Origin of the sequence: Massilia sp. CFBP9012 (assembly GCF_034045115.1) — a bacterium.
GTDB lineage: Bacteria > Pseudomonadota > Gammaproteobacteria > Burkholderiales > Burkholderiaceae_D > Telluria.
Genome location: NZ_JAXCWM010000008.1, coordinates 108,217 through 128,332, shown reverse-complemented (window position 1 = coordinate 128,332; position 20,116 = coordinate 108,217). Strand labels below are relative to the sequence as shown.

Annotated in this window: 12 protein-coding genes; 6 read left to right on the top strand and 6 right to left on the bottom strand. The window is 66.3% G+C overall.

The window, feature by feature from the left end; all coding sequences use genetic code 11:
• The first annotated feature begins 93 nt into the window (after positions 1-93).
• Positions 94-2,520, top strand: coding sequence for a coiled-coil domain-containing protein (locus tag SOM61_RS14900; RefSeq protein ID WP_320474804.1), 2,427 nt, complete (start codon positions 94-96; stop codon positions 2,518-2,520).
• Positions 2,521-2,694: 174 nt separating this feature from the next.
• On the opposite strand, the gene SOM61_RS14895 is transcribed toward SOM61_RS14900, so the two are convergent.
• Both SOM61_RS14895 and SOM61_RS14890 read right to left on the bottom strand, forming a co-directional pair.
• Entirely contained in the window at positions 2,695-3,138 is a 444-nt protein-coding gene (locus tag SOM61_RS14895) for a hypothetical protein (RefSeq protein ID WP_320474803.1), read from the bottom strand.
• Between the two features lie 122 nt (positions 3,139-3,260).
• Positions 3,261-4,319, bottom strand: coding sequence for a DUF475 domain-containing protein (locus SOM61_RS14890; RefSeq protein WP_320474802.1), 1,059 nt, complete (start codon positions 4,317-4,319; stop codon positions 3,261-3,263).
• 133 nt (positions 4,320-4,452) lie between these two features.
• Here SOM61_RS14890 and SOM61_RS14885 point away from each other — a divergent pair, with 133 nt between their 5' ends.
• From SOM61_RS14885 to SOM61_RS14870, 4 genes are all read left to right on the top strand, one after another.
• Positions 4,453-4,875, top strand: a complete 423-nt coding sequence (locus tag SOM61_RS14885; RefSeq protein ID WP_320474801.1) for a divergent PAP2 family protein — start codon at positions 4,453-4,455, stop codon at positions 4,873-4,875.
• Between the two features lie 229 nt (positions 4,876-5,104).
• Positions 5,105-6,238: an efflux RND transporter periplasmic adaptor subunit gene (locus SOM61_RS14880; protein ID WP_320474800.1), complete on the top strand. Its 1,134-nt coding sequence runs from the start codon at positions 5,105-5,107 to the stop codon at positions 6,236-6,238.
• Between the two features lie 27 nt (positions 6,239-6,265).
• Positions 6,266-9,466, top strand: coding sequence for an efflux RND transporter permease subunit (locus tag SOM61_RS14875; RefSeq protein ID WP_320474799.1), 3,201 nt, complete (start codon positions 6,266-6,268; stop codon positions 9,464-9,466).
• Positions 9,467-9,710: 244 nt separating this feature from the next.
• Positions 9,711-13,889: an ATP-binding protein gene (locus SOM61_RS14870; RefSeq protein WP_320474798.1), complete on the top strand. Its 4,179-nt coding sequence runs from the start codon at positions 9,711-9,713 to the stop codon at positions 13,887-13,889.
• Between the two features lie 140 nt (positions 13,890-14,029).
• Here the strand turns inward: SOM61_RS14870 and SOM61_RS14865 are convergent, their stop codons facing one another.
• From SOM61_RS14865 to SOM61_RS14850, 4 genes are all read right to left on the bottom strand, one after another.
• Positions 14,030-14,413 (bottom strand): hypothetical protein, encoded by a 384-nt coding sequence (locus SOM61_RS14865; protein WP_320474797.1) that lies wholly within the window; start codon positions 14,411-14,413, stop codon positions 14,030-14,032.
• Positions 14,414-14,677: 264 nt separating this feature from the next.
• Positions 14,678-15,673: an NAD(P)H-hydrate dehydratase gene (locus SOM61_RS14860; RefSeq protein ID WP_320474796.1), complete on the bottom strand. Its 996-nt coding sequence runs from the start codon at positions 15,671-15,673 to the stop codon at positions 14,678-14,680.
• A 9-nt stretch (positions 15,674-15,682) separates the two neighbouring features.
• Positions 15,683-16,447 (bottom strand): histidine phosphatase family protein, encoded by a 765-nt coding sequence (locus SOM61_RS14855; RefSeq protein WP_320474795.1) that lies wholly within the window; start codon positions 16,445-16,447, stop codon positions 15,683-15,685.
• A gap of 96 nt (positions 16,448-16,543) precedes the next feature.
• Positions 16,544-17,944, bottom strand: a complete 1,401-nt coding sequence (locus SOM61_RS14850; RefSeq protein ID WP_320474794.1) for an L-cystine transporter — start codon at positions 17,942-17,944, stop codon at positions 16,544-16,546.
• A 256-nt stretch (positions 17,945-18,200) separates the two neighbouring features.
• On the opposite strand from SOM61_RS14850, the gene SOM61_RS14845 reads away from it, so the two are divergent.
• Entirely contained in the window at positions 18,201-19,961 is a 1,761-nt protein-coding gene (locus SOM61_RS14845) for a methyl-accepting chemotaxis protein (RefSeq protein WP_320474793.1), read from the top strand.
• The last annotated feature ends 155 nt before the right edge of the window (positions 19,962-20,116 follow it).

Here is a 20,116-nt window from a genome sequence, read left to right as displayed (position 1 = left end):
GATGAGCTGAGCCCATATTGCCTTCCAGTTCCGCGTAGCATACTGAACGGATTTGCCGGATAATCGAACCGACCGCCGCCATTGAGACCTCGCATGGAACCAAACCCAGCCAAGCAAGACGAAGCCGACTTCTCGATCGACCTGTCGCAGGCCGCCGGCATGGCGCCGCCCGAGACGCCGCCGGAAACACCTGATCCGTCGCCCGAATCCCCGCCCGAAGCTCCAGTGGCCGCTCCGGCGCCAGCCGCGCGCAAGCCCCTCGAGATGCGCGAAATCCAGGAAGCGATTGCGCGCGTGGAAGCCGAGGCCAAGGCCAACGTCGCCTCTGAAAATCGCCAGACCGCCGAATCGCGCGCACGCACGCTGGCCGACGAGCGCGCCGCCATCGATGTGGCCGCCGCCGCCGCCGCAGTGGCCAATTCGCAGGCATCCGAAGACGCGATCGCGGCCAACCGCGACCGCCTGGAATCCCTGCGCGCCGCCTCCAAGGCATCCGCCGAGCGCCTGGAAGCGATCCGGCAAGAGACCGCCGAGCTGCGCGCGCGGGTCAAGAGCGACACCGAGATCCGGCTGGCGCTAGAGGCCCGTTCGCGCTCCGAAGAAGAAGCGCGGCGCCGCGCCGCGGTCCAGATGGAAGCCGAGGCCGAACTGGCGGCCAAGGCCGCCCGCGCCGCCGACGAGCTGGTGGCGCATACCGAACAGGCCAGGCTGCAGGCCGCCGAGCGCATGGCGGCGGTGGAAGCGGCCAAGGAAGAAGTGCTGCATAACGCCAGCGCCGATGCCCGCATCGCGATCCTGGCGCGCGAACGCGAGCGTGCCGAAAAAGCCGCGCGCCAGACCGCCGAGAAACTGGCCGAAGCCGAAGCCGAGGCGCTCGACCTGACCCAGCAGCGCGAACGCGCCGACCAGGTGGCCCTGGCCTCGGCGTTCCAGCGTGCGGCGGCCGAGGCGCGTGCGCTGGAAGAAGCGCGCGCGATGGCCCATATCGAACAGGAGCGCGAGGCGATTGCGCTGGCCCAGGCCGAGTCCGAGCGCGTCGCGGCCCAGTCGCTGCGCATGCGCCTGCAGACCGAAAAGGAATTGCGCGACGCCGCCACCCACCGTGAGCGCCTGGAGCAAATGGCGGCCGCCAGCGCCGAGGCGCGGCGCGAGGCCGAGACCCGCATCCTGGCCGCGACCGAGGCCCGGATCGAGACCGACCGCAAGCTGCGCCTGGTGGCTGAAGACCGCGTGCGCGCCGAGGAAGAAGCGGACGAGCAGGTGCAAGCCCGGCTCGAGGCCGAGGCCGAGGCGGCGCTGGACGCGCGCGCGCGCCGCGCGGCCGACGAGGCGGCGGCAGCGGCGGCACTGCGCGAGGCCGAGGAACATCGACGCGAGCAGGCGCTGGCCGAAGAAAAAGCGGCGCTGGCCCAGGCCGCGGCCGACGTACAGGCCGCGCGCAATGCCGATGAAGCCGAAGCGGTCGCATTCGAGGCCGAACTGGTCGAACTGCAGCGCCAGGCGGCGCAACTGGCGGCGAGTAAGCGCGAAGAAACCGAACGCCTGGCCCAGCTCGAACGCGAGCGGGTGGCCGCCGAATCCCAGGCTCTCCTTGAGCTCGAGCAGAAAGTGGCGGCCGAGCGCGAATTGATGCTGGCGGCCCAGGCGCGCAGCGAAGCCGAGGCTGCCGCTGCGGCGGCGCTGGCCGCCAAGGCGCAGGCCGAGCGCCGTCTGGAAGAAGCCCAGCGCGCAACGTTCGAAGCGCAGCAGACCCAGACGGATGCGGTGGCCGAAGAAGCCGCGCAAGCCGAGGCCACGCGCGACGCCCAGCAGGCGCATGCGCGCCGGGCGCAGGAGCTGGCCCAGGCCCAGCAGGAGCGCACCGAAGTCGAGCGCCAGCAGGTAGCACTCACCGAGCAGGCGATCGGCGCCGAGCGCGAAGCCACGCAGGCCGCGCGCGAATCGTTGGCCCTGGTCGAGCGCAAGCTGGCCGCCCAGCGCGCCCAGGCCACGGCCGATGCCCGCGCCAACGAGGCGCAGGCGGCGCGGCTGGCGTCGGAACACGCCGCCGCCCAGGCTGCCGAAGCGCGGGCCGAGGCCGAGGAAGCGCAGGCCCGGCTGGCGCGCGAGCGCGAGCTGGTCGAGCAGGCGGCGGTGCAGGCGGCGGTCGAGAAACGCGAAGCCCAGCGCGCGCTGCTGGAACACGCCCAGGCCCACGCCGAAATGCAGCGCAAGGCGGCGCACGCCACCCTGCAGATGGCCGATGCGCGCAAGCACCTGGTGAATTTGGAAAGCAAGCGCCAGGACGAACAGGCCGCCGAACTGGCGGCCACCGAGCGCGTCATTGGCGAGCGCAAGGTGGAAGCCGGCCAGCGTTCGGTGTCGGCCGACCTGACGCGCGAGGTGTTGGGACGGTTCAAGCAGTCGCAGGCGAGGGCCGGCGACACCTCGGCCGCGCAGGCGGCGGCGAGGTTGGCGGAAGTGATTGCTGCCCAGCGCGAACTGGACCGGGATCTGGATGGTAAAACGGACCGGGACTAACGGCGTGGGCTGCGATACGGCTCACATCACCGCCCACTTCACCGCCAGCCCGCACCCCACGCACGTCGTTCCCGCGCAGGCGGGAACCCAAGTTTGCCGGCACTGGTGGCACGTTCGAGGTAGCCGGCGACGCGAATAACTTGGGTTCCCGCCTGCGCGGGAACGACGGTGTGTTTATTGTGCAGGCGCCGCCTGCACCGGCGCCCGATTCTCCATCCCACCCTGCGCCTGGCTCGGCGACACCGGATCCACCGGCCCGGTAATGGCGCGCTTGACGAAATACTCGGTATCGCCAAAGCAGCTCGTCGGCACGCCCTTGTGCTGCTCGTACGAGATCTGCACGCGGCGGCCGATATTGCTGTTCAGTTGCTGAACCACCGTCTCATCGCGCACGGTGAAGGCGAAGCGCTCGGGAATCGCTCCCGGCATGCTCGACAGCAGGATCTCGCCCTCCCAGGTCTTGCACAGCCAGCCTTTCTTGGAGAACGTCTGCAGGTAGCCGGCGCGGTCGCCCTCGGAATACGCCCAGGTCAGGGTGAACCAGGTGTACAGGGAACCGAGCACCGCCACGACGGCGACGACGGACAGCAGGATGGCGGTAGAACGGGCTTTGGGCATGGTCGGGCAGGCGATCAAAAAGGTTGGAACGGGTTGTCAATATTGCAGCGCAAACGCGGTGCGCGCTCATTCTGCCATGCCTTGCAGTAATCGCAAACCGCGAATCTCATCCGGGCCGGTATTTAACCGGTCCGAGCCGCCACCTCGGCCTCCTGGGCCGCGATCCTCCGGCGGTGGCGTATGGACGACCACAGCGACACCAGGATGAAGGCCAGACCCGACAGCCCTGTAAACCATTCCGGGATGTGGTAGTGCACGCTGGCGAACATGATCAGGGCCAGGATGCCGATTGCATAGTGCGCCCCGTGTTCTAGATAGACGAATTCCTGCAACGTGCCCTTGTAGACCAGGAACACCGTCATCGAGCGCACGAACATGGCGCCGATGGCCAGGCCCAGCATGATGATCACGACGTCGTTGGTGATGGCGAAGGCACCGATCACGCCGTCGAAGCTGAACGAAGCGTCCAGCACTTCCAGGTAGAGAAAGCCGCCGATGCTGCCTTGCGAGATCATGGCGCCGACCGAAGGGTCTTGCTCCTTCTCTTCGAGCAGTCCGCTCAGCCATTTGACGCCGATATAGATCAGCACCCCGGTCACGCCGGCGATCAGCACCGCCAGCTTGCGTGCCTCGGGCATCAGGCGCATGGCGCCGATCACGCACAGCAGGGTGAGCAGCACGGCCAGTCCCTCGGAACCGTACTTGCCGACTTTTTTCTCGAACCAGGTGATCCAATGCAGTTCTTTTTCCTCGTCGAAGAGGAAGTTCAGGAACACCAGCATCAGGAAGGCGCCGCCGAAGGCCGCGACCTCGGCATGGTGTTCGGTCAGGTGGCGCGAATACTCATTGGGATTGTCGATCGCCATATGCCAGACGTCGAACAGGCCGAGGCCGGTGGCGGCGGCGACAATCACCAGCGGAAACAGCAAACGCATGCCGAACACCGCCACCAGGATCCCAACGGTCAGGAACAATTTGCGCCAGAACTCGTTCCAGTGCTTGAGCACCGAGGCATTGACGACGGCATTGTCGAAAGAAAGCGACACTTCCAGCACGCCGAGGATGGCGGTGATCCACAGGGCCTGCAGCAGGCCAGGCAGCCCCCGGTGCTCGTAGCCCCACCAGCCGGCAAGCGCCATCAGGACGGCCGTGACGATGAAAGACCAGCGGAAGTGCCGCATACATACCTCTTGTCTGTATTGACTCGTTGGGTCAATATTACCGTTTCCCGGCCTGATGCGTCCGTTCCAAAAGTCTCCCACCACGCCTTGCTTCTGAGATAATTCCGCCCAGCATTTTCACCTATAAGACATCATGGAAATTATCTACCTCGCGACGCCCATACTGACCTGGATGGTGGTCGGTCCGATCAAGTTTCTCATTTCCAGCGTCCGCCTGCGACGCTGGGCCTTCGACCTGGTCGGCAATGGCGGCTTTCCCAGCAACCATAGCGCGGTCGTTTCCAGCATGGCCACCCTGATCGCCCTGCGCGAAGGCATGGACAATCCGGCCTTCGGCGTGGCGTGTGCGCTCGCCTTCATCGTCATGATCGACGCCAACAGCCTGCGCCAGCACGTCGGGCGCCACGCGGTGTCGATCAATCGCCTGCACGACGGCAAAGAAGACTACGTCATCCTGCGCGAACGCATGGGCCATACCAAGATCGAGATCGCTGGCGGCGTCCTGACCGGCATCGGCATGGGCTTCCTGATCAATGCCGTCTTCGGCGGCTTCTGATCATGTACATACAGCGGGCGTCCACTTCCCGGACGTCCGCCTGTCCGTTTTACCCTGCATCTCGTCCGGGCTGGAATGCAGCTCATCGCCAAAAAACGCAGTTCATCCATCGAATTCGGCGTTATACAGGTTCGTCAATTGACGCCATCAGGGGCCTCCTGAATACTGCGCGCTGAGTACCTATTCTCATTTTTATAAAAACGATCAAGTCCTACTCTGGAGAATCACAATGCTGCGCAAAACCCTCCTCGTTCTAGCCATCGCCTCAAGCCTCGTCGCCTGCGGCAAGGATTCCGCCAAGGCCCCCGGCCAGGGCAAGGACAACAAGCCGACGCAGCTGACGGTGGCGCCCGAGGATGTATTGACGATCCAGAGCGATTCGATTTCGTCGGGCCCGGTGGTCACGGGCTCGATCCAGCCGGAACGCAAGGCCGACCTGCGCGCCGAAGTCTCGGCCATCGTGCTGCAGGTGCTCAAGGAAAACGGCGAGCCGGTCAAGCGCGGCGACGTGCTGGTGCGTCTCGACGAGACCTCGATCCGCGACACCCTGACGTCGGCCGAGGATGCGCAGCGCGCCGCGAGCCTGGCGCTGGAACAGGCCAATCGCCAGCTCGAACGCCTCAAGACCCTGACCGCTTCGGGCATGACCTCGGCCAAGGCCCTGGACGACGCCGAGATGGCGCGCAATAACGCCCTGAGCGAGCTGTCGGGCGCCCGGAGCCGCGTCGCCACCGCGCGCCAGCAACTGGCCCGCACCACCGTGCGCGCGCCGTTCGACGGCATCGTCTCCGAGCGCAAGGTCTCCAACGGCGACACCGCCAATATCGGCAAGGAACTGGTCAAAGTGATCGACCCGACCAGCATGCGCTTCGAGGGTGCGGTGTCGGCCGATTCGGTCAGCACCGTCAAGGTCGGCCAGAAGGTCAATTTCCGCGTCAACGGCTATGGCGAGCAGCAGTTCGCCGGCATCGTCAAGCGCATCGATCCCGCAGCCAACCCGGTCACCCGCCAGGTCGAAGTGCTGGTGGGCTTCGCCGACAAGGCCCAGCCGCGCGTGGCCGGCCTGTACGCCGAAGGCCGCGTCGACGCCTCCTCGAGCGATGCGTTGACCCTGCCCGAGTCCGCGCTGGTGCGGGTGGGCGACAACAACCACACCTGGCGCATCAAGGACAAGACGCTGTCGAAGGTCGCCCTGGTGGTCGGCGCGCGTGACCCGCGCACCGGCAACGTCGAGATCAAGCAGGGCCTGGCCGCCGGCGACATCGTGCTGCGTTCGCCGACGTCGAACCTGAAGGACGGCCAGAAGGTCGACATGCCGGCCGCGCGCGTGGCCAGCGCCAGCGCCCCGGCCCAAGGCAAGTAACGCAGGAAAAGAATAAGGAAAACAACGATGTTCCTGTCTAATTTCAGTGTCAAGAATCCGATCCCGACGGTCGTCATCATCGTCGCGATGATGGCGATCGGCCTTCTGGCCTTGTCCAAGTTGAAGGTCAACCAAGAGCCCGATGTCGAGATCCCGATCATCGTGGTCCAGATTCCCTATCCGGGCGCGTCGCCCGAGACCGCCGAGCGCGAGATCGTCAACCGCCTCGAGAAGCAGATGCTCGCGATCCAGGGCGTCAACGACGTCAATTCCGAATCCTACGAAGGCGGCGCCTCGATCTGGATGGAATTCGACTTCGACCGCAACCTGATCGAGGCGTCCGACGATGTCCGCAATGCGATCGCCGCGGTGCGCTACAAGCTGCCGATCGAGATGCGCGAACCGGTGCTGCGCCGGGTCGATCCCTCGGCCCAGCCGGTGATGTCGCTGGCGCTGTCCTCCAGCAGCCAGAGCCACGCCGAAATCTCGCGCTATGCCGAAGACGTGCTGGCCGACGAGTTCCGCGCCATCGACGGCGTCTCGACCGTCAACGTCAATGGCGCGCTGCGGCGCGAGCTGTCGGTGCTGCTCCGCTCGGAGAAACTGCGCGAATTTAACGTCTCGGCGTCAGATGTCACCAACGCCCTGCGCACCGGCAACACCAATGCCCCGGTGGGCAAGCTGCGCAGCGAACTCGACGAGAAAGGCATCCGCCTGATCGGCCGCATCGAGCGTCCGGAAGATTTCTCGCAGATTGTCGTCAAGCGCAATGGCGAACAGATCGTGCGCCTGAACCAGGTGGCCGAGATCCAGGACGGTTTTGCCGACATCAATACGCTGTCGATGCGCAGCGGCAAGCCGAACGTCGGCCTGCAGATTTCGCGTTCGCGTGACGCCTCGACCGTTTCGCTGGCCAAGAAGGTGCGCGAAGTGGTGGAGCGCGAGAATGCGCGGCTGCCGCAAGGCACCAAGCTCGAAGTGGTGCGCGACGGCGGCAAGGACGCCCAGTCGAGCCTGAACAACGTGATCGAAGCGCTGGTGCTCGGCGCCATCCTCACCGTGTTCGTGGTGTATGCCTTTCTTAATTCCTGGCGCTCGACGCTGATCACGGCGCTGGCGCTGCCAACCTCGGTGCTGGCCGCCTTCATCGCCGTGTGGTTGTGCGGCTTCACGCTCAACTTCATGACCTTGCTGGGGCTGTCGCTGGCGATCGGCGTGCTGATCGACGATGCGATCGTGGTGCGCGAAAACATCGTGCGCCATATGGAAATGGGTTCCGACCGCCGCACCGCCGCACTCGAGGGCACCGCCGAAATCGGCCTGGCGGTGGCTGCCACCACGTTCTCGATCATGGCCGTGTTCGTACCGGTGGCCTTCATGCCGGGCGTGTCCGGCGAGTGGTTCCGGCCGTTCGCCCTGACCGTGACGTGCTCGGTGATCGTGTCGCTGTTCATTTCGTTCACGCTCGATCCGATGATGTCGGCCTACTGGGGCGATCCTCCGGGCCACCACAGCGCGCCCAAGAAGGGCATCGGCGGTATGCTCGACAAGTTCAATGCCTGGTTCGATCACCAGGCCGACCGCTACGGCAACGTGATCGCCTGGGCGCTGCACCACCGTCGTTCGATGGCCGTGCTGGCGGTGGCGAGCCTGGTCGGCGCGATGGTCCTGCACCACTTCTTTGGCGGCTCGAGCTTCCTGCCCAAGCAGGATTCGGGCAACCTGCAGATCGAGGTGCGTACGCCGGCGTCGTCGTCGATCGAGTATTCGCGCCGCAAGCTGGAAGCGGCCGCCGAACTGGCGCGCACGCTGCCGGAAACCAAGGATACCAACAGCAACGTCAAGCTGTCCGGCGGGTCGATCTATGTCGACATCGGCAAGCGCGGCGAGCGCAAACGCAGCGCCAGCGAGATCGCGGTGGAATTGCGTGCCAAGGTCAGCCGCCTGGTGGGCGCCGAATACACGGTCATCGATGACCTGAACGGCAACGGCAAGCCGGTGCAGGTCGAATTCACCGGCCCGGATTCGCGCAAGCTCATGGAGCTGACCACCGCCTATATGGAGAAGCTGCGCGAAGTGCCGGGCGCGGTCGACGTCGCCCTGTCCGAGCAGGATCCGAAGAACGAGCTGCAGATCGTGCTCGACCGCGGCCTGGCCAATGCCATGGGCATCTCGGTCAACGACGCCGCCCAGTCGCTGCGCGTGGCCTTCGCCGGTATCGAGGTGGGCGACTGGGTCGATCCGACCAGCGAGACCCGCGACGTGGCCGTGCGCCTGCATCCGGACGACCGTGTCAATACCGAAAGCATCGAGCGCCTGCCGATTTCGGTCACCGGCACCGGCTTGATGGTGCCGCTCGAGCAGATCGCCACCATCACCATGGGCAAGGGCCCGTCGGCGATCCGCCACAAGAACGGCGAGCGCATGATCACGGTCTCGGCCAATGCACAGGGCCGTTCGCCCGGCGAAGTCACGGCCGACGCCATGAAACTGGCGCGCACCTTCGACTTCCCGCCGGGCTACGGGCTGGCGCTGGGCGGCTCCGGCGAAGACCAGGCCGAACTGTTCAACCAGATGCTCATCGCGCTGTTCTCGGGCATCGCCCTGATGTACCTGATCCTGGTGATGCAGTTCGGTTCGTTCACCGCACCGATCGGCGTGATGCTGTCGCTGCCTCTGTCGCTGATCGGCGTGGTGCTGGCGCTGATCGTGACCGGCAACACGCTCAATCTGATGAGCATGATCGGCATCCTGATGCTCATGGGGCTGGTGGCCAAGAATGCGATCCTGCTGCTCGACGCGGCCCGCGCCCTGGAACGCGAAGGCGTGGACCGCGAAGAAGCCCTGATGGCGGCCGGCCGCAAACGCCTGCGTCCGATCCTGATGACGACCTTCGCCCTGATCGCCGGCATGCTGCCGGTGGCGCTGGCCCTGGGCGACTCGGGCGAGTTCTACCAGCCGCTGGCGATCGCCATCATCGGCGGCACGATCACCTCGACCGTGCTGACCCTGCTGGTGGTGCCGACCTTCTACGACAGCATCGAGATCGCCCACGACCGCATGGTGGCCAAGTATGGCCGCCGCGCCGAGCGCTGGAACACGCTCCCGGCCTTCCTGATGACCTTTGTCGAAGCGATCCTGACCCTGACCCTGGTGCGCTTGGTCTATCGCGTGATCGTGCGCATCGGCCGCTTCGTGACCGGCCGCGGCAAGGCCGTGCCGGCCTGATCCTGTCCCTGAGGGCGGCGCCGGCCGCCTGCTGCACCCGACACGGCCAGCCATGCGCTGGCCGTGTCTTTTTGGCAACGGGTTCGGTGCGCTCGCCACCGGATCCGAGGTGTCGCGCTAGTGTTTCCTGTTGTTATGTTCTAATGGCGGGCGGCTCGTCGGTAATTCGATGCTGAACTACTTGCCTTGCAGTACACAGTTTCTCAAGAATCCCGTTTTCTATCTTCCGCCCTTAGGTCTCCCCATGTCCGCACTCCCATCTTCCCCCGTCCTGGGCGATTCCGACCTGAACTGGCTTGCCGGCGGTGGAGAAATGGGTGAGCTGATCCGCAGCATGGACTGGTCGCAGACGCCGCTTGGCCCCTTGTCCGACTGGCCGCAAAGCCTGCGCACCTCGGTCAGCCTGTGCCTGTCCTCGACCTTCCCGATCCTGGTGTGCTGGGGACCGGACGACATCCAGATCTATAACGACGCCTACCGCCCGATCTGCGGCGACCTGCATCCGGGGTCGATGGGGGCGCCGTTCAAGGTGGTGTGGGCATCGGCTTTGCCGGTGGTGGGCGCGGCCTTCGAGCGCGCGCACCAGGGGGAGGGCGCCTACATCAAGGACCAGCAGATGTTCCTCGATCGCAGCGGCTACCTCGAGGAGGCGAATATGACCTTCTCGTTCTCGCCGATCCGCGACGAGTCGGGGACGGTGGGCGGGGTGTTCCACCCGATCACCGAGACCACGGCCCAGGTGCTGGGCACGCGCCGTGCCCAGGGTCTGCGCGACCTGACGGCCAGCCTGGCCGCGACCCGTTCGATGGCCGAGATCGGCCAGCAGTTGACGATCCACGTCCAGCGCATGAAGGCCGACGTGCCGTTCCTGCTGTTCTACCAGATCGACCAGGACAGCGGAATGCTGGAACTGCGCGGCGGCGGTGGCTTGCCGCCGCATGGCGCGCTGGCGCCGGATTTGGCGCCACTGGACAACGCCTGCTGGCCGTTCGCGCGCTGCGCCGCCACGCATGCGGCCGCACAGGTGGACGACGTCGCAGCGCGCCTGGCCGGGCTCACTTGCGGACCTTACGAGGATCCGCCGCGCTCGGCCCTGGTGCTGCCGCTGTCGCTGCCGGGCCAGCAGGAGTTGTTCGGCTTCGTGGTCGCCGGCGTGAGCGTGCGCCGCGCGCTCGACGCCGACTACCGCAACTTCTACGAATTGCTGGGCGCGGCAGTGAACACGGCGGTCGGCAACGTGCTCGCCTACGAGCAGGAACAGCGCCGCGCCGAAGAACTGGCCAAGATCGACCGCGCCAAGACCGCCTTCTTCTCGAACGTGTCCCATGAATTCCGTACCCCGCTGACCCTGATCCTGGGGCCGCTCGAAGATGCCCTGGCCGACGACGCGGACAGCATGAGCGCGGCCCAGAGAAAGCGCATCGAGGTCACCCACCGCAACGCGCTGCGCCTGCTCAAGCTGGTCAATTCGCTGCTCGACTTCTCGCGCATCGAGGCCGGCCGGGTGCAGGCCAGCTACGTGCCAGTGGACCTGACGCAGCTGACGCTCGACCTGGCCGGGGTGTTCGAGTCGGCCATGGCCAAGGGCGGCCTGGAATACCGGATCGCGCTGCAGGACCTGGGGCAGCCGGTGTATATCGACCGCGATATGTGGGAAAAAATCGTCTTCAACCTGCTGTCGAACGCCTTCAAGTTCACCCTGCACGGGGGTGTCACGATCAGCCTGCGCGAACACGAGGGCATGGCGCGGCTGTCGGTGCAGGACACCGGCACCGGCATTCCCGAGCACGAACTGCCGCGCATGTTCGAGCGCTTCCACCGGATCGAGGGCGCGCCCGGGCGCACCTACGAAGGCACCGGCATCGGCCTGGCCCTGATCCAGGAACTGGTGCGCCTGCACGGCGGAACCATCGCCGTGTCCAGCACGTTCGGCGAAGGCACGCGCTTCGACGTCGACCTGCCGTTCGGCGATGCTCACCTGCCGCAGGACCGCATCCTGCGTGCCGCTGATGGCATGGAAGACCGCCAGCGCATGGGCGCCGCCTTCGTGGAAGAAGCGCTGCGCTGGCTGCCGGATGCCGAAGCCGCACCGCACGAGGAAGGGCCGGCGGCGCTGGTCGACATGGCCGGCCAGGCGCGTCCGCGCATTCTCATCGCGGACGATAACAACGATATGCGGGCCTACCTCAAGGCGCTGCTCGAGCCGCACGCCGACGTGCGGGCCTGCGCCGACGGCCAGGCCGCCTTCGAACTCGCGCTGGCCGACCCGCCCGACCTGCTGCTGAGCGACGTAATGATGCCGAAGCTCGATGGCTTCGGCCTGATCGCGCAGATCCGCGCCAGCGAGGCGCTGCGCCTGCTGCCGGTGATGCTGCTGTCGGCGCGCGCCGGCGAGGAAGCCAAGGTCGAAGGCCTGCAGGCCGGCGCCGACGATTACCTCGTCAAGCCGTTCTCGGCCAACGAACTGCTGGCGCGGGTGCATACCCAGGTGGCGATGGGGCGCGAGCGGCGCCAGATGGAGCGCGATGCGCGGGCCCGCGAAGCCCACGTACGGGCCCTGATCGACGCCTCGCCGGCGATGCTGTGGACCACCGATAACGAGGGCCAGTGCACCTATCTGAGCCAGCGCTGGTACGACTACACCGGCCGCACGCCGGAGCAGGACCTGGGCCTGGGCTGGTTGGAAAACACCCATCCCGACGACCGTCAGCGTTCAGGCGATATCTTCCTGGCCGCCAATGCGGCGCGCCAGCCGTTCTCGATCGACTACCGCTTGCGCTGCCGCGACGGCAGCTACCGCTGGTTCATCGACGCCGGGCTCCCGCGCACCAATGCGCAAGGGGACCCGGACGGCTATGTCGGCACCGTGATCGATGTCCACGCCCGCAAGCTGCTGCAGGAGCGTTTCGAACGGGTGTCCGAGGCCGGCGACATCGGCGTCTGGTATGCCGATGCGCCATTCACCCAGTTGCAGATCAACGCCGAGATGGCCGTGCACTTCGGTCTGGAAGGCGCGCGCCTGGCGTCGGTGGACGCGCTGCTGGATGCGGTCGAACCGGAAGACCGGGAACGGCTGGCCGCCAGCGTCGAACACGCGGTGCGCGCCGGCGCGCCGCTCGACCTGGAGTTTCGTACCATGGCGGGCGGCGCGCCGCGCTGGCTGCGGGCGATCGGCTGGTGTGGGCTGGACAAGCATGGCCAGCCGGAGCGTTTCGACGGCGTGACCCTCGACATCGACAGCCAGAAGCACGCCGAACAGGAGCTGCAGCGCCTGGCCAGCGAGCTGGGACGGAAGAACCGCGCGCAGAGCGACTTCCTGTTCACCCTGGCGCACGAGCTGCGCAACCCGCTGGCCCCGATCCGTTCGGGGCTGGAGCTGATGCGCATCGGCGCCGCCAGCGGCGACGTGCAGGCCATCATGCGGCGCCAGGTCGACCACATGGTGCACCTGGTCGACGACCTGCTCGACATGGCGCGCCTGGCCGAGGGCAAGGTCACACTGAAGCTCGAGCGGGTGCTGCTGGCCGACGTCGTGCGTGAGGCTGTCGACATGAGCATGCCGCTGATGGAGGCCCGCAAGCATGCGCTGACCGTCCGTCCACCCGACGCGTCGCTGGCGCTGCATGCCGACCGTCACCGCGTGGCGCAGGTGCTGAGCAACCTGCTCAACAATGCCGCCAAATACACGCCGCAAGGCGGCGCGATCGAGATCGTCGCCCGGATCGCGGCGCAGGAAGTGGCGATCACGGTATCTGACAACGGCATCGGCATCGCCGCGCCGGCGCTCGAGACGGTGTTCGACATGTATGCCCAGGCCCATCTCGGCACCGAGATGGCGCAGGGCGGGCTGGGCGTCGGCCTGAACCTGGTCCAGCGCCTGGTCAAGCTGCACGGCGGCCGGGTGGCCGCCAGCAGCGGCGGCGCCGGCATGGGCAGCCAGTTCACGGTGTGGCTACCGTTGCCGCAGGATGCGCTGGCTGGGCTGCCCGTCGCCGCCACGCCTGAACCGGCGACCGCGCCGGTCCCCGCCACGCCGGACGACGTGCTGCGCATCCTCGTGGTGGACGACAATGTCGACGCGGCCGAGACCTTGCAAGCCCTGCTCGAAATGAACGACCACACCGTCAGCGTCGCCAACGACGGCGCCGCGGCGTTGCGCCTCGCGGGAGAAGTCCTGCCGCAGGTGGTGTTCCTGGATATCGGCCTGCCCGACATGAGCGGCCATGAGGCGGCCGAGGCGATGCGCCGTATCCCGGGCATGGAAGACGCCACGCTGGTGGCGCTGACGGGATGGGGGGCGGAACAGGACCGGCGACGTTCGAGCGAAGCGGGGTTCGATCATCACCTGACCAAGCCGGCCGATTTCACGATGGTGGAGAATCTGATCCGCGACGTTGCAACGAAAAAGCGCACGACGGACTAGCCGACTGCGGCAGGTGCGGGCCTAAAAAAAACAACCCGGCCGTGAGGGGCCGGGTGCTTATATTGAGTTGGGCTCTACCCCGAATGCTGCCCCGAGCGCGCCCCGCGAGCAGGGCGCCGTTCGGTGGCTGGCCCAGTCGATTACTGGCCGGTGGTGCCGGTCGGCGGCGTGGTGGTGGTCGCCGGATCGGTGGTGGTGGTGCCGGTGGCGCCTTCCGCGGTGCCGGTGCCGGTGGTGCCGGTGGTGCCCGTTGCGCCGCTGGTGTCGCCTGCGGTGCCGGTTGCGCCGGTGGTGCCGCTGGTGCCCATGTCGGTGGTGCCGGTGCCGGTGGTGCCGGTGCCGGTAGCGCCGGTGCCCACGTCACCCGTGGTGCCGGTGGCGCCCGAGGTGCTGCTTGGCATGGTCGCCGAGGTGTCGGCCGGGGTGGTGGTGGTCGCTGCGTCGTCCTTCTTGCACGCGCCCAGCAGGGTGGCCAGGACGGCGGCGGTCAGCAGGATTTTTGGTGCTTTGGTCATTGCATTCATTGTTAACTCCTCGTTTACGTCTATCTTTGTGCCGCAGTTTCCAGCTCATTGTGGTGAGGCGCTGGAAGGTCTGCGGCGCCAGTTAGTTCCACCCCTTTGCAATTCAAGGGCGGAACACTCAGGGAACCGACGCAATACGCGGCCCCGGTGCGTACTTCAATCCAACTGTGCCCATTAGACCGGAAGCGCGGCTGCCGGTTCGTTAGATACCGCACTCTTGCGAAACTCCGTAACATTTTTTACAGAGTTTTCTTTCGCCGAGAATTAAGCTCCCAGCTGTTCGTCCCCCGGCACCGGCCGGATGTTCCTGTGATCGGCACTGGGCTTGATGTGGTCGGCGTGGCAGATCTGTTCCAGCAGCGCGGGTACTTCCATAGAAATTTCTCGCGCCAAATATCCCAAGGTGCCCAGGCGCTCTGCCAGGCGGTCGCCGGCGCGCGCATGCAAGGCCACGCCCCAGCAGGCCGCCTGTTCCGGGGCGGCGCCGCGCGCCAGCAGGCCGGCGATGATGCCGGCCAGGACGTCGCCCGAGCCGGAAATGGCCAGGCCAATATTGCCCGCGCCTTCGTGTTGCCATAGCGTGCCGTCCGGCGTTGCGATCACCGTGCGCGCGCCCTTTAGCGCGATCACCGCATTCCAGTCGCGCGCCGCCTGCAGCGCCGGAGCGTCGGGCTGGCCGACGATGCATTCTTTCTCGAGGCCGGTCAGGTGCGCCATTTCGCCGCAGTGCGGGGTCATGATCACGGGCCGCTCGAAGCGCATCGACTTGCCCTCGGGCCAGCCGTGCGGCATGTGCAGCATGACGTCCATGGCGCAGGCATCGAGCACCAGGCCGACGCCCGATGCGTCCAGGCGCGGCAGCAGCGCGTGGACCAGGCGCGCGGTGCAGGGGGCGTCGCGCATGCCGGGGCCGATCAGCACCGCGTCGACCTTGTCGGCCAGCGGATCCAGGCTATCCAGCGCGTCGAGGTGGAAACCGTCGGTGTCGTTTTCAGTCAGGCCGATCACGCGCGCCTCGGGCATCGCCAGCGCCACCAGCTGGGCCACGCTGGCCCCGGTGGCGATGGTCAGCTTGCCGGCGCCGGCGCGCAGGGCCGCGGTGGCCGCCAAAATGATGGCGCCCGGCATTTCGCGCGAGCCGCCCAGCACCAGCACGTGGCCGCGCAACTCCTTGTCACCCTCGGCCTGGGGTTGCGGCAGCGGCCATGCCGCCAGGCAGGCGGCGTCGACGTCGCGCACGGTGTGATTGCTGGAATCCATGGTGGGGCATCAAGCCTTGGGTGAGGTCGGCAAGTCCTTGGCGACGGTGACCGGGGTGCCGGTGGCTTCCAGCGGCGCCACGAAGTTCACCAGGCGCAGGGCCAGGTCGCCGCGCTTGCCGTGGTTGGGGTCGAATTCGTAGGAGGTGACCGAGCAGTTCGGCACGTCGCCGGCGCGGTCGAATTCCAGGATCTTCGCCTCGTCGAGATGCTCGAACAGGTAGCGGAAGCAATTGACGGTGACCTGGTGCGCGACGATCAGCACGCGCTCGCCGCAAAAGTCGCGCTCGAGGGTATCCATCACGCTGCGCAGGCGCAGGATGACGTCGCACCAGCTTTCGCCGCCGGGCGGGCGAAAATAAAACTTGCCCACGTGCTGGCGTTGCTCATACAGGTCGGGGAAATGGTGGGCGATGCCGTGCGTGGTGAGACGGTCGAGCACGCCAAATTCTTTCTCGCGCAGGCGCTCGTCGGCCAGCACGCAGAGCAGCTCGTCGCGCTCCAGGCGCTGCATCAGGATGTTGGCGGTCTCGGCCGCGCGGACGTAGGGCGAATGCAGCACCACGTTGGGACGCTGGTGCGGCGGCAGGGCGGCGAACCAGGCGCCGAGGGCTTCGGACTGGCGCTCGCCCAGCTCGGACAGCGGCACGTCGACGTCGCGATCGGCGATGTCGATGCGGTGCCCGGCGGCGGCTTCTGCCAGGTCACGCGCGACATTGCCCGCGCTTTGTCCGTGCCTGACCAGCCATATTTCTTGTGGCCACTTCTGTTCCATCGCCGTCCGCCGAAAAGTTGACATGGCGTCATCATGACGGATTCGGCAAGGCGTCAGCGCACGATTGCTGCCACCCGCGGGGATGTTTACTGGTGTTTACACGGCCTGTTCTTCGCCGTCGAGGTTGACGTCGGCGTCGTCCTGGAACACCCGCATATCGGTCTGGCCCAGCACCCGGCTGGTGACGCTGCCGGCCGCGATCGAGCCGCTGACGTTGAGCGCCGTGCGGCCCATGTCGATCAGCGGTTCGACCGAGATCAGCAGGCCCGCCAGCGCCACCGGCAAGTCCATCGCCGACAGCACGATCAGGGCCGCGAAGGTGGCGCCGCCGCCCACGCCGGCCACGCCGATCGAGCCGAAGGCGACGATCGCCAGCAGCGGCAAGAGAAAAGCGGCCGTGAACGGATCGATGCCGACCGTCGGCGCGATCATCACCGCCAGCATCGCCGGATAGATGCCGGCGCAGCCGTTTTGCCCGATGGTGGCGCCGAACGAGGCGGCGAAGTTGGCCGTGCCTTCCGGCGTGCCCAGGCGCGCGGTCTGGGTCGCCACGCTCATCGGGATCGAGCCGGCGCTGGTGCGCGAGGTGAAGGCGAACACCAACACCGGGAAGATTTTCTTCACGTAGCGCAGCGGGTTGAGCCCGACGCCGGCCACCATCGCCAGGTGCACGCAGAACATCAGCGCCAGTGCCGCATACGAGGCGACCACGAAATTGAGCAGTCCCAGGATGTCCTGCAGGCTGGAACCGGCCACCATCTTGGCCATCAGCGCGAACACGCCGAACGGCGTCAGGCGCAGCACCAGGGTGACCATCCGCATCACGATCACGTGGGCCACGTGCACGAAGCCGCTGAAGGACTGGAACACTTCCGGCTTCTTGCCGGCGATACCGACCGCGGAAATGCCGATGAAGACCGCGAACACCACCACCGCGATGGTCGAGGTCTTGCGCGCGCCCGTCATGTCGAGGAAGGGATTGGCCGGGATGAAGGACAGCAGCAGCGACGGCAGCGACAGCTGCTGCGCCGTGGCCAGGTTGCCCTGCAGGTATTCGCCGCGCGCGACTTCGGCGCTCGACGCGGTCAGGCCCACGGCCGACAGGCCGAACAGCTTGGCCATCGCGATGCCGATGATGGCCGCGACCACGGTCGTGACGAGCAGGATGCCGATGGTGAGGGTGCTGATCTTGCCGAGCGACGCGGCGTCGCGCAATTTGAGGATGGCCTGCACGATAGAGACCATGATCAGGGGGATGACGATCATCTGCAACAACTTGACGTAGCCGCTGCCGATCACATCCAGCCAGGCATTGGTCGCCACGATTTCGCTCGCTCCCGCGCCATACACGGCCTGCAGCCCGGCGCCGAGCACGACGCCCAGGCCGAGGCCGGCGAACACGCGCTTGGTGAACGATGCATGACGGGCCTGCATGCCATACAGGAGTGCGCAGATGGCCAGGGCGAGGGCCAGGTTCAGGAGGACGGGAAAGGTCATGACACTTGGGTTGAAGCAGGGAATCGCGCCATTCTATCGGCAAAGTTGCCTTGCCGTAGTGTTAATGTCACATTTGCTTATGCGGTCAGCGCATATTGACGGAGGATTATGATGTCATGCTGCATCTGTTGCTGCACTGCGACGGAAGACGAGTCATAACGCAAGGAAATACTCAATGCTTCCCATAAAGGGAACAATGTTTCTATAATCCAATGGATACCACATTTTTTATCCATGGGCTTAAGGCCAGCGAATCATGTTCAAACATCTCAGTATCAAGTCGCGCCTCATCTTCGTCATCGCCTTCCTGGCAGTCGAGCTGATTGCCGGTGCGGTTATCGGCATCTATAACCTCGGCATCGCGAACACCGAACTCAAGCAGATGTACGACCACCGCCTGGTGGGCCTGAACCAGGTGGGGCAGGTCACCCAGCTGATCACCGCCAACCAGCTGGCCATCGCCAAGGCCGTCAACGTCGAGGATCCCGGCCAGCGCAATGCGGCCCTGACCTCGATCGACGCCAACATCGCCACGGTCAACAAGCTGTGGGGCGAGTACACGAAGATGGTCAACAACGACGCCGAGCGCGCCCTGATCGAGCAATTCACCACGGCGCGCAAGGCATTCCTGGAGCAGGGCCTGCTGCCGGCGGCAGCGGCGATCCGCGCCAACGACAATATCGGGGCGATCGCGCTGCTGAACGGTCCGATGACCCGCCTGTACCTGCCGCTGAACGGCCTGGGCGCCAAGCTGATCAAGGAACAGCAGGACGCCGCGCTGAAGGAATACCAGGCTTCGCAATCGACCTTCGAGATCGTGCGCGCGGTCTGCCTGGCCGGCCTGGTGTTCGGCCTGATCATGGCCGCCTTCGTCGGCTGGGTGCTGGTGCGCGCCATCGTGCGTCCGCTGGAGCAGGCGGTCGCGATCGCCGGCGCCGTGGCCAAGGGCGACCTGACCCAGACCATCGAAGTGACCTCGAACGACGAGACCGGCCGCCTGCTCAAGGCGCTGAAAGAGATGAACGATTCGCTGGTGAAGATCGTGAGCCAGGTCCGCACCGGCACCGACAACATCGCCACCGCCTCGAGCCAGATCGCGGCCGGCAACCTGGACCTGTCCTCGCGCACCGAGCAGCAGGCCGGTTCGCTGGAAGAAACCGCCTCGTCGATGGAAGAACTGACCTCGACCGTCAAGCAGAACGCGGACAACGCACGCCAGGCCAACGCCCTGGCCACCTCGGCCTCGGAAGTGGCGGGCAAGGGCGGCGCGGTGGTCGAGCAGGTGGTGCAGACGATGGGGGCGATCAATGCCTCGTCGACCCGCATCGTGGACATCATCGCCGTCATCGACGGCATCGCCTTCCAGACCAATATCCTGGCGCTGAACGCGGCGGTCGAAGCGGCGCGCGCCGGCGAGCAGGGCCGCGGCTTCGCGGTCGTGGCGGGCGAAGTGCGCAGCCTGGCGCAACGTTCTGCGGCAGCGGCCAAGGAAATCAAGCTCTTGATCGACGACTCGGTCGACAAGGTGCACCACGGCTCCGAGCTGGTCGAACGCGCCGGCGCCACGATGCAGGAAATCGTGCAGAGCGTGAACCGCGTGACCGACATCATGTCCGAGATCACCGCCGCCAGCCAGGAACAGACCGCCGGCATCGAACAGATCAACGGCGCCGTGGCCCAGATGGACCAGGTGACCACGCAGAACGCGGCGCTGGTGGAAGAAGCATCGGCCGCAGCGGCCTCGCTGCAGGAAGAAGCGACCGCGCTGGCGCATACCGTGGGCGCGTTCAAGTTGAATCAGGCGGGCACCAGCCGCGCCAGTGCCGCCATGGCCCCGGCGCCGCGCGTGACCACGACCTTGCCGGCGGTGGTGGCGAAGGCGACGGTGAAGGCGGCAGCGAAGCCGGCCAAGGCCGCAGCGTCGACCAAGCCGAAGGCGGAAGTCGCGCCGGCTGCCGCTGCGAAGCCGAAGAAGGCCGAAACCGCGGATGTCGGCGACGGTTGGGAAGAGTTCTGATGCAGTAAGGAGGTTGGCGAGCTCACGGCCTCCAACATTTAGTTAGCCATGCCACGTCGTCCCCGCGCAGGCGCACTGGTGTCCGGAATATTTATACGCAAAGTATGCATCGTCATCCCCGCGAAGGCGGGGATCCAAGTGAAATCACAGAATGT

Excerpts from the sequence above, each read along its gene's own strand:
- SOM61_RS14900 (WP_320474804.1), top strand. The coding sequence starts at position 94 with ATGGAACCAAACCCAGCCAAGCAAGACGAAGCCGACTTCTCGATCGAC.
- SOM61_RS14895 (WP_320474803.1), bottom strand. The coding sequence starts at position 3,138 with ATGCCCAAAGCCCGTTCTACCGCCATCCTGCTGTCCGTCGTCGCCGTC.
- SOM61_RS14890 (WP_320474802.1), bottom strand. The coding sequence starts at position 4,319 with ATGCGGCACTTCCGCTGGTCTTTCATCGTCACGGCCGTCCTGATGGCG.
- SOM61_RS14885 (WP_320474801.1), top strand. The coding sequence starts at position 4,453 with ATGGAAATTATCTACCTCGCGACGCCCATACTGACCTGGATGGTGGTC.
- SOM61_RS14880 (WP_320474800.1), top strand. The coding sequence starts at position 5,105 with ATGCTGCGCAAAACCCTCCTCGTTCTAGCCATCGCCTCAAGCCTCGTC.
- SOM61_RS14875 (WP_320474799.1), top strand. The coding sequence starts at position 6,266 with ATGTTCCTGTCTAATTTCAGTGTCAAGAATCCGATCCCGACGGTCGTC.
- SOM61_RS14870 (WP_320474798.1), top strand. The coding sequence starts at position 9,711 with ATGTCCGCACTCCCATCTTCCCCCGTCCTGGGCGATTCCGACCTGAAC.
- SOM61_RS14865 (WP_320474797.1), bottom strand. The coding sequence starts at position 14,413 with ATGAATGCAATGACCAAAGCACCAAAAATCCTGCTGACCGCCGCCGTC.
- SOM61_RS14860 (WP_320474796.1), bottom strand. The coding sequence starts at position 15,673 with ATGGATTCCAGCAATCACACCGTGCGCGACGTCGACGCCGCCTGCCTG.
- SOM61_RS14855 (WP_320474795.1), bottom strand. The coding sequence starts at position 16,447 with ATGGAACAGAAGTGGCCACAAGAAATATGGCTGGTCAGGCACGGACAA.
- SOM61_RS14850 (WP_320474794.1), bottom strand. The coding sequence starts at position 17,944 with ATGACCTTTCCCGTCCTCCTGAACCTGGCCCTCGCCCTGGCCATCTGC.
- SOM61_RS14845 (WP_320474793.1), top strand. The coding sequence starts at position 18,201 with ATGTTCAAACATCTCAGTATCAAGTCGCGCCTCATCTTCGTCATCGCC.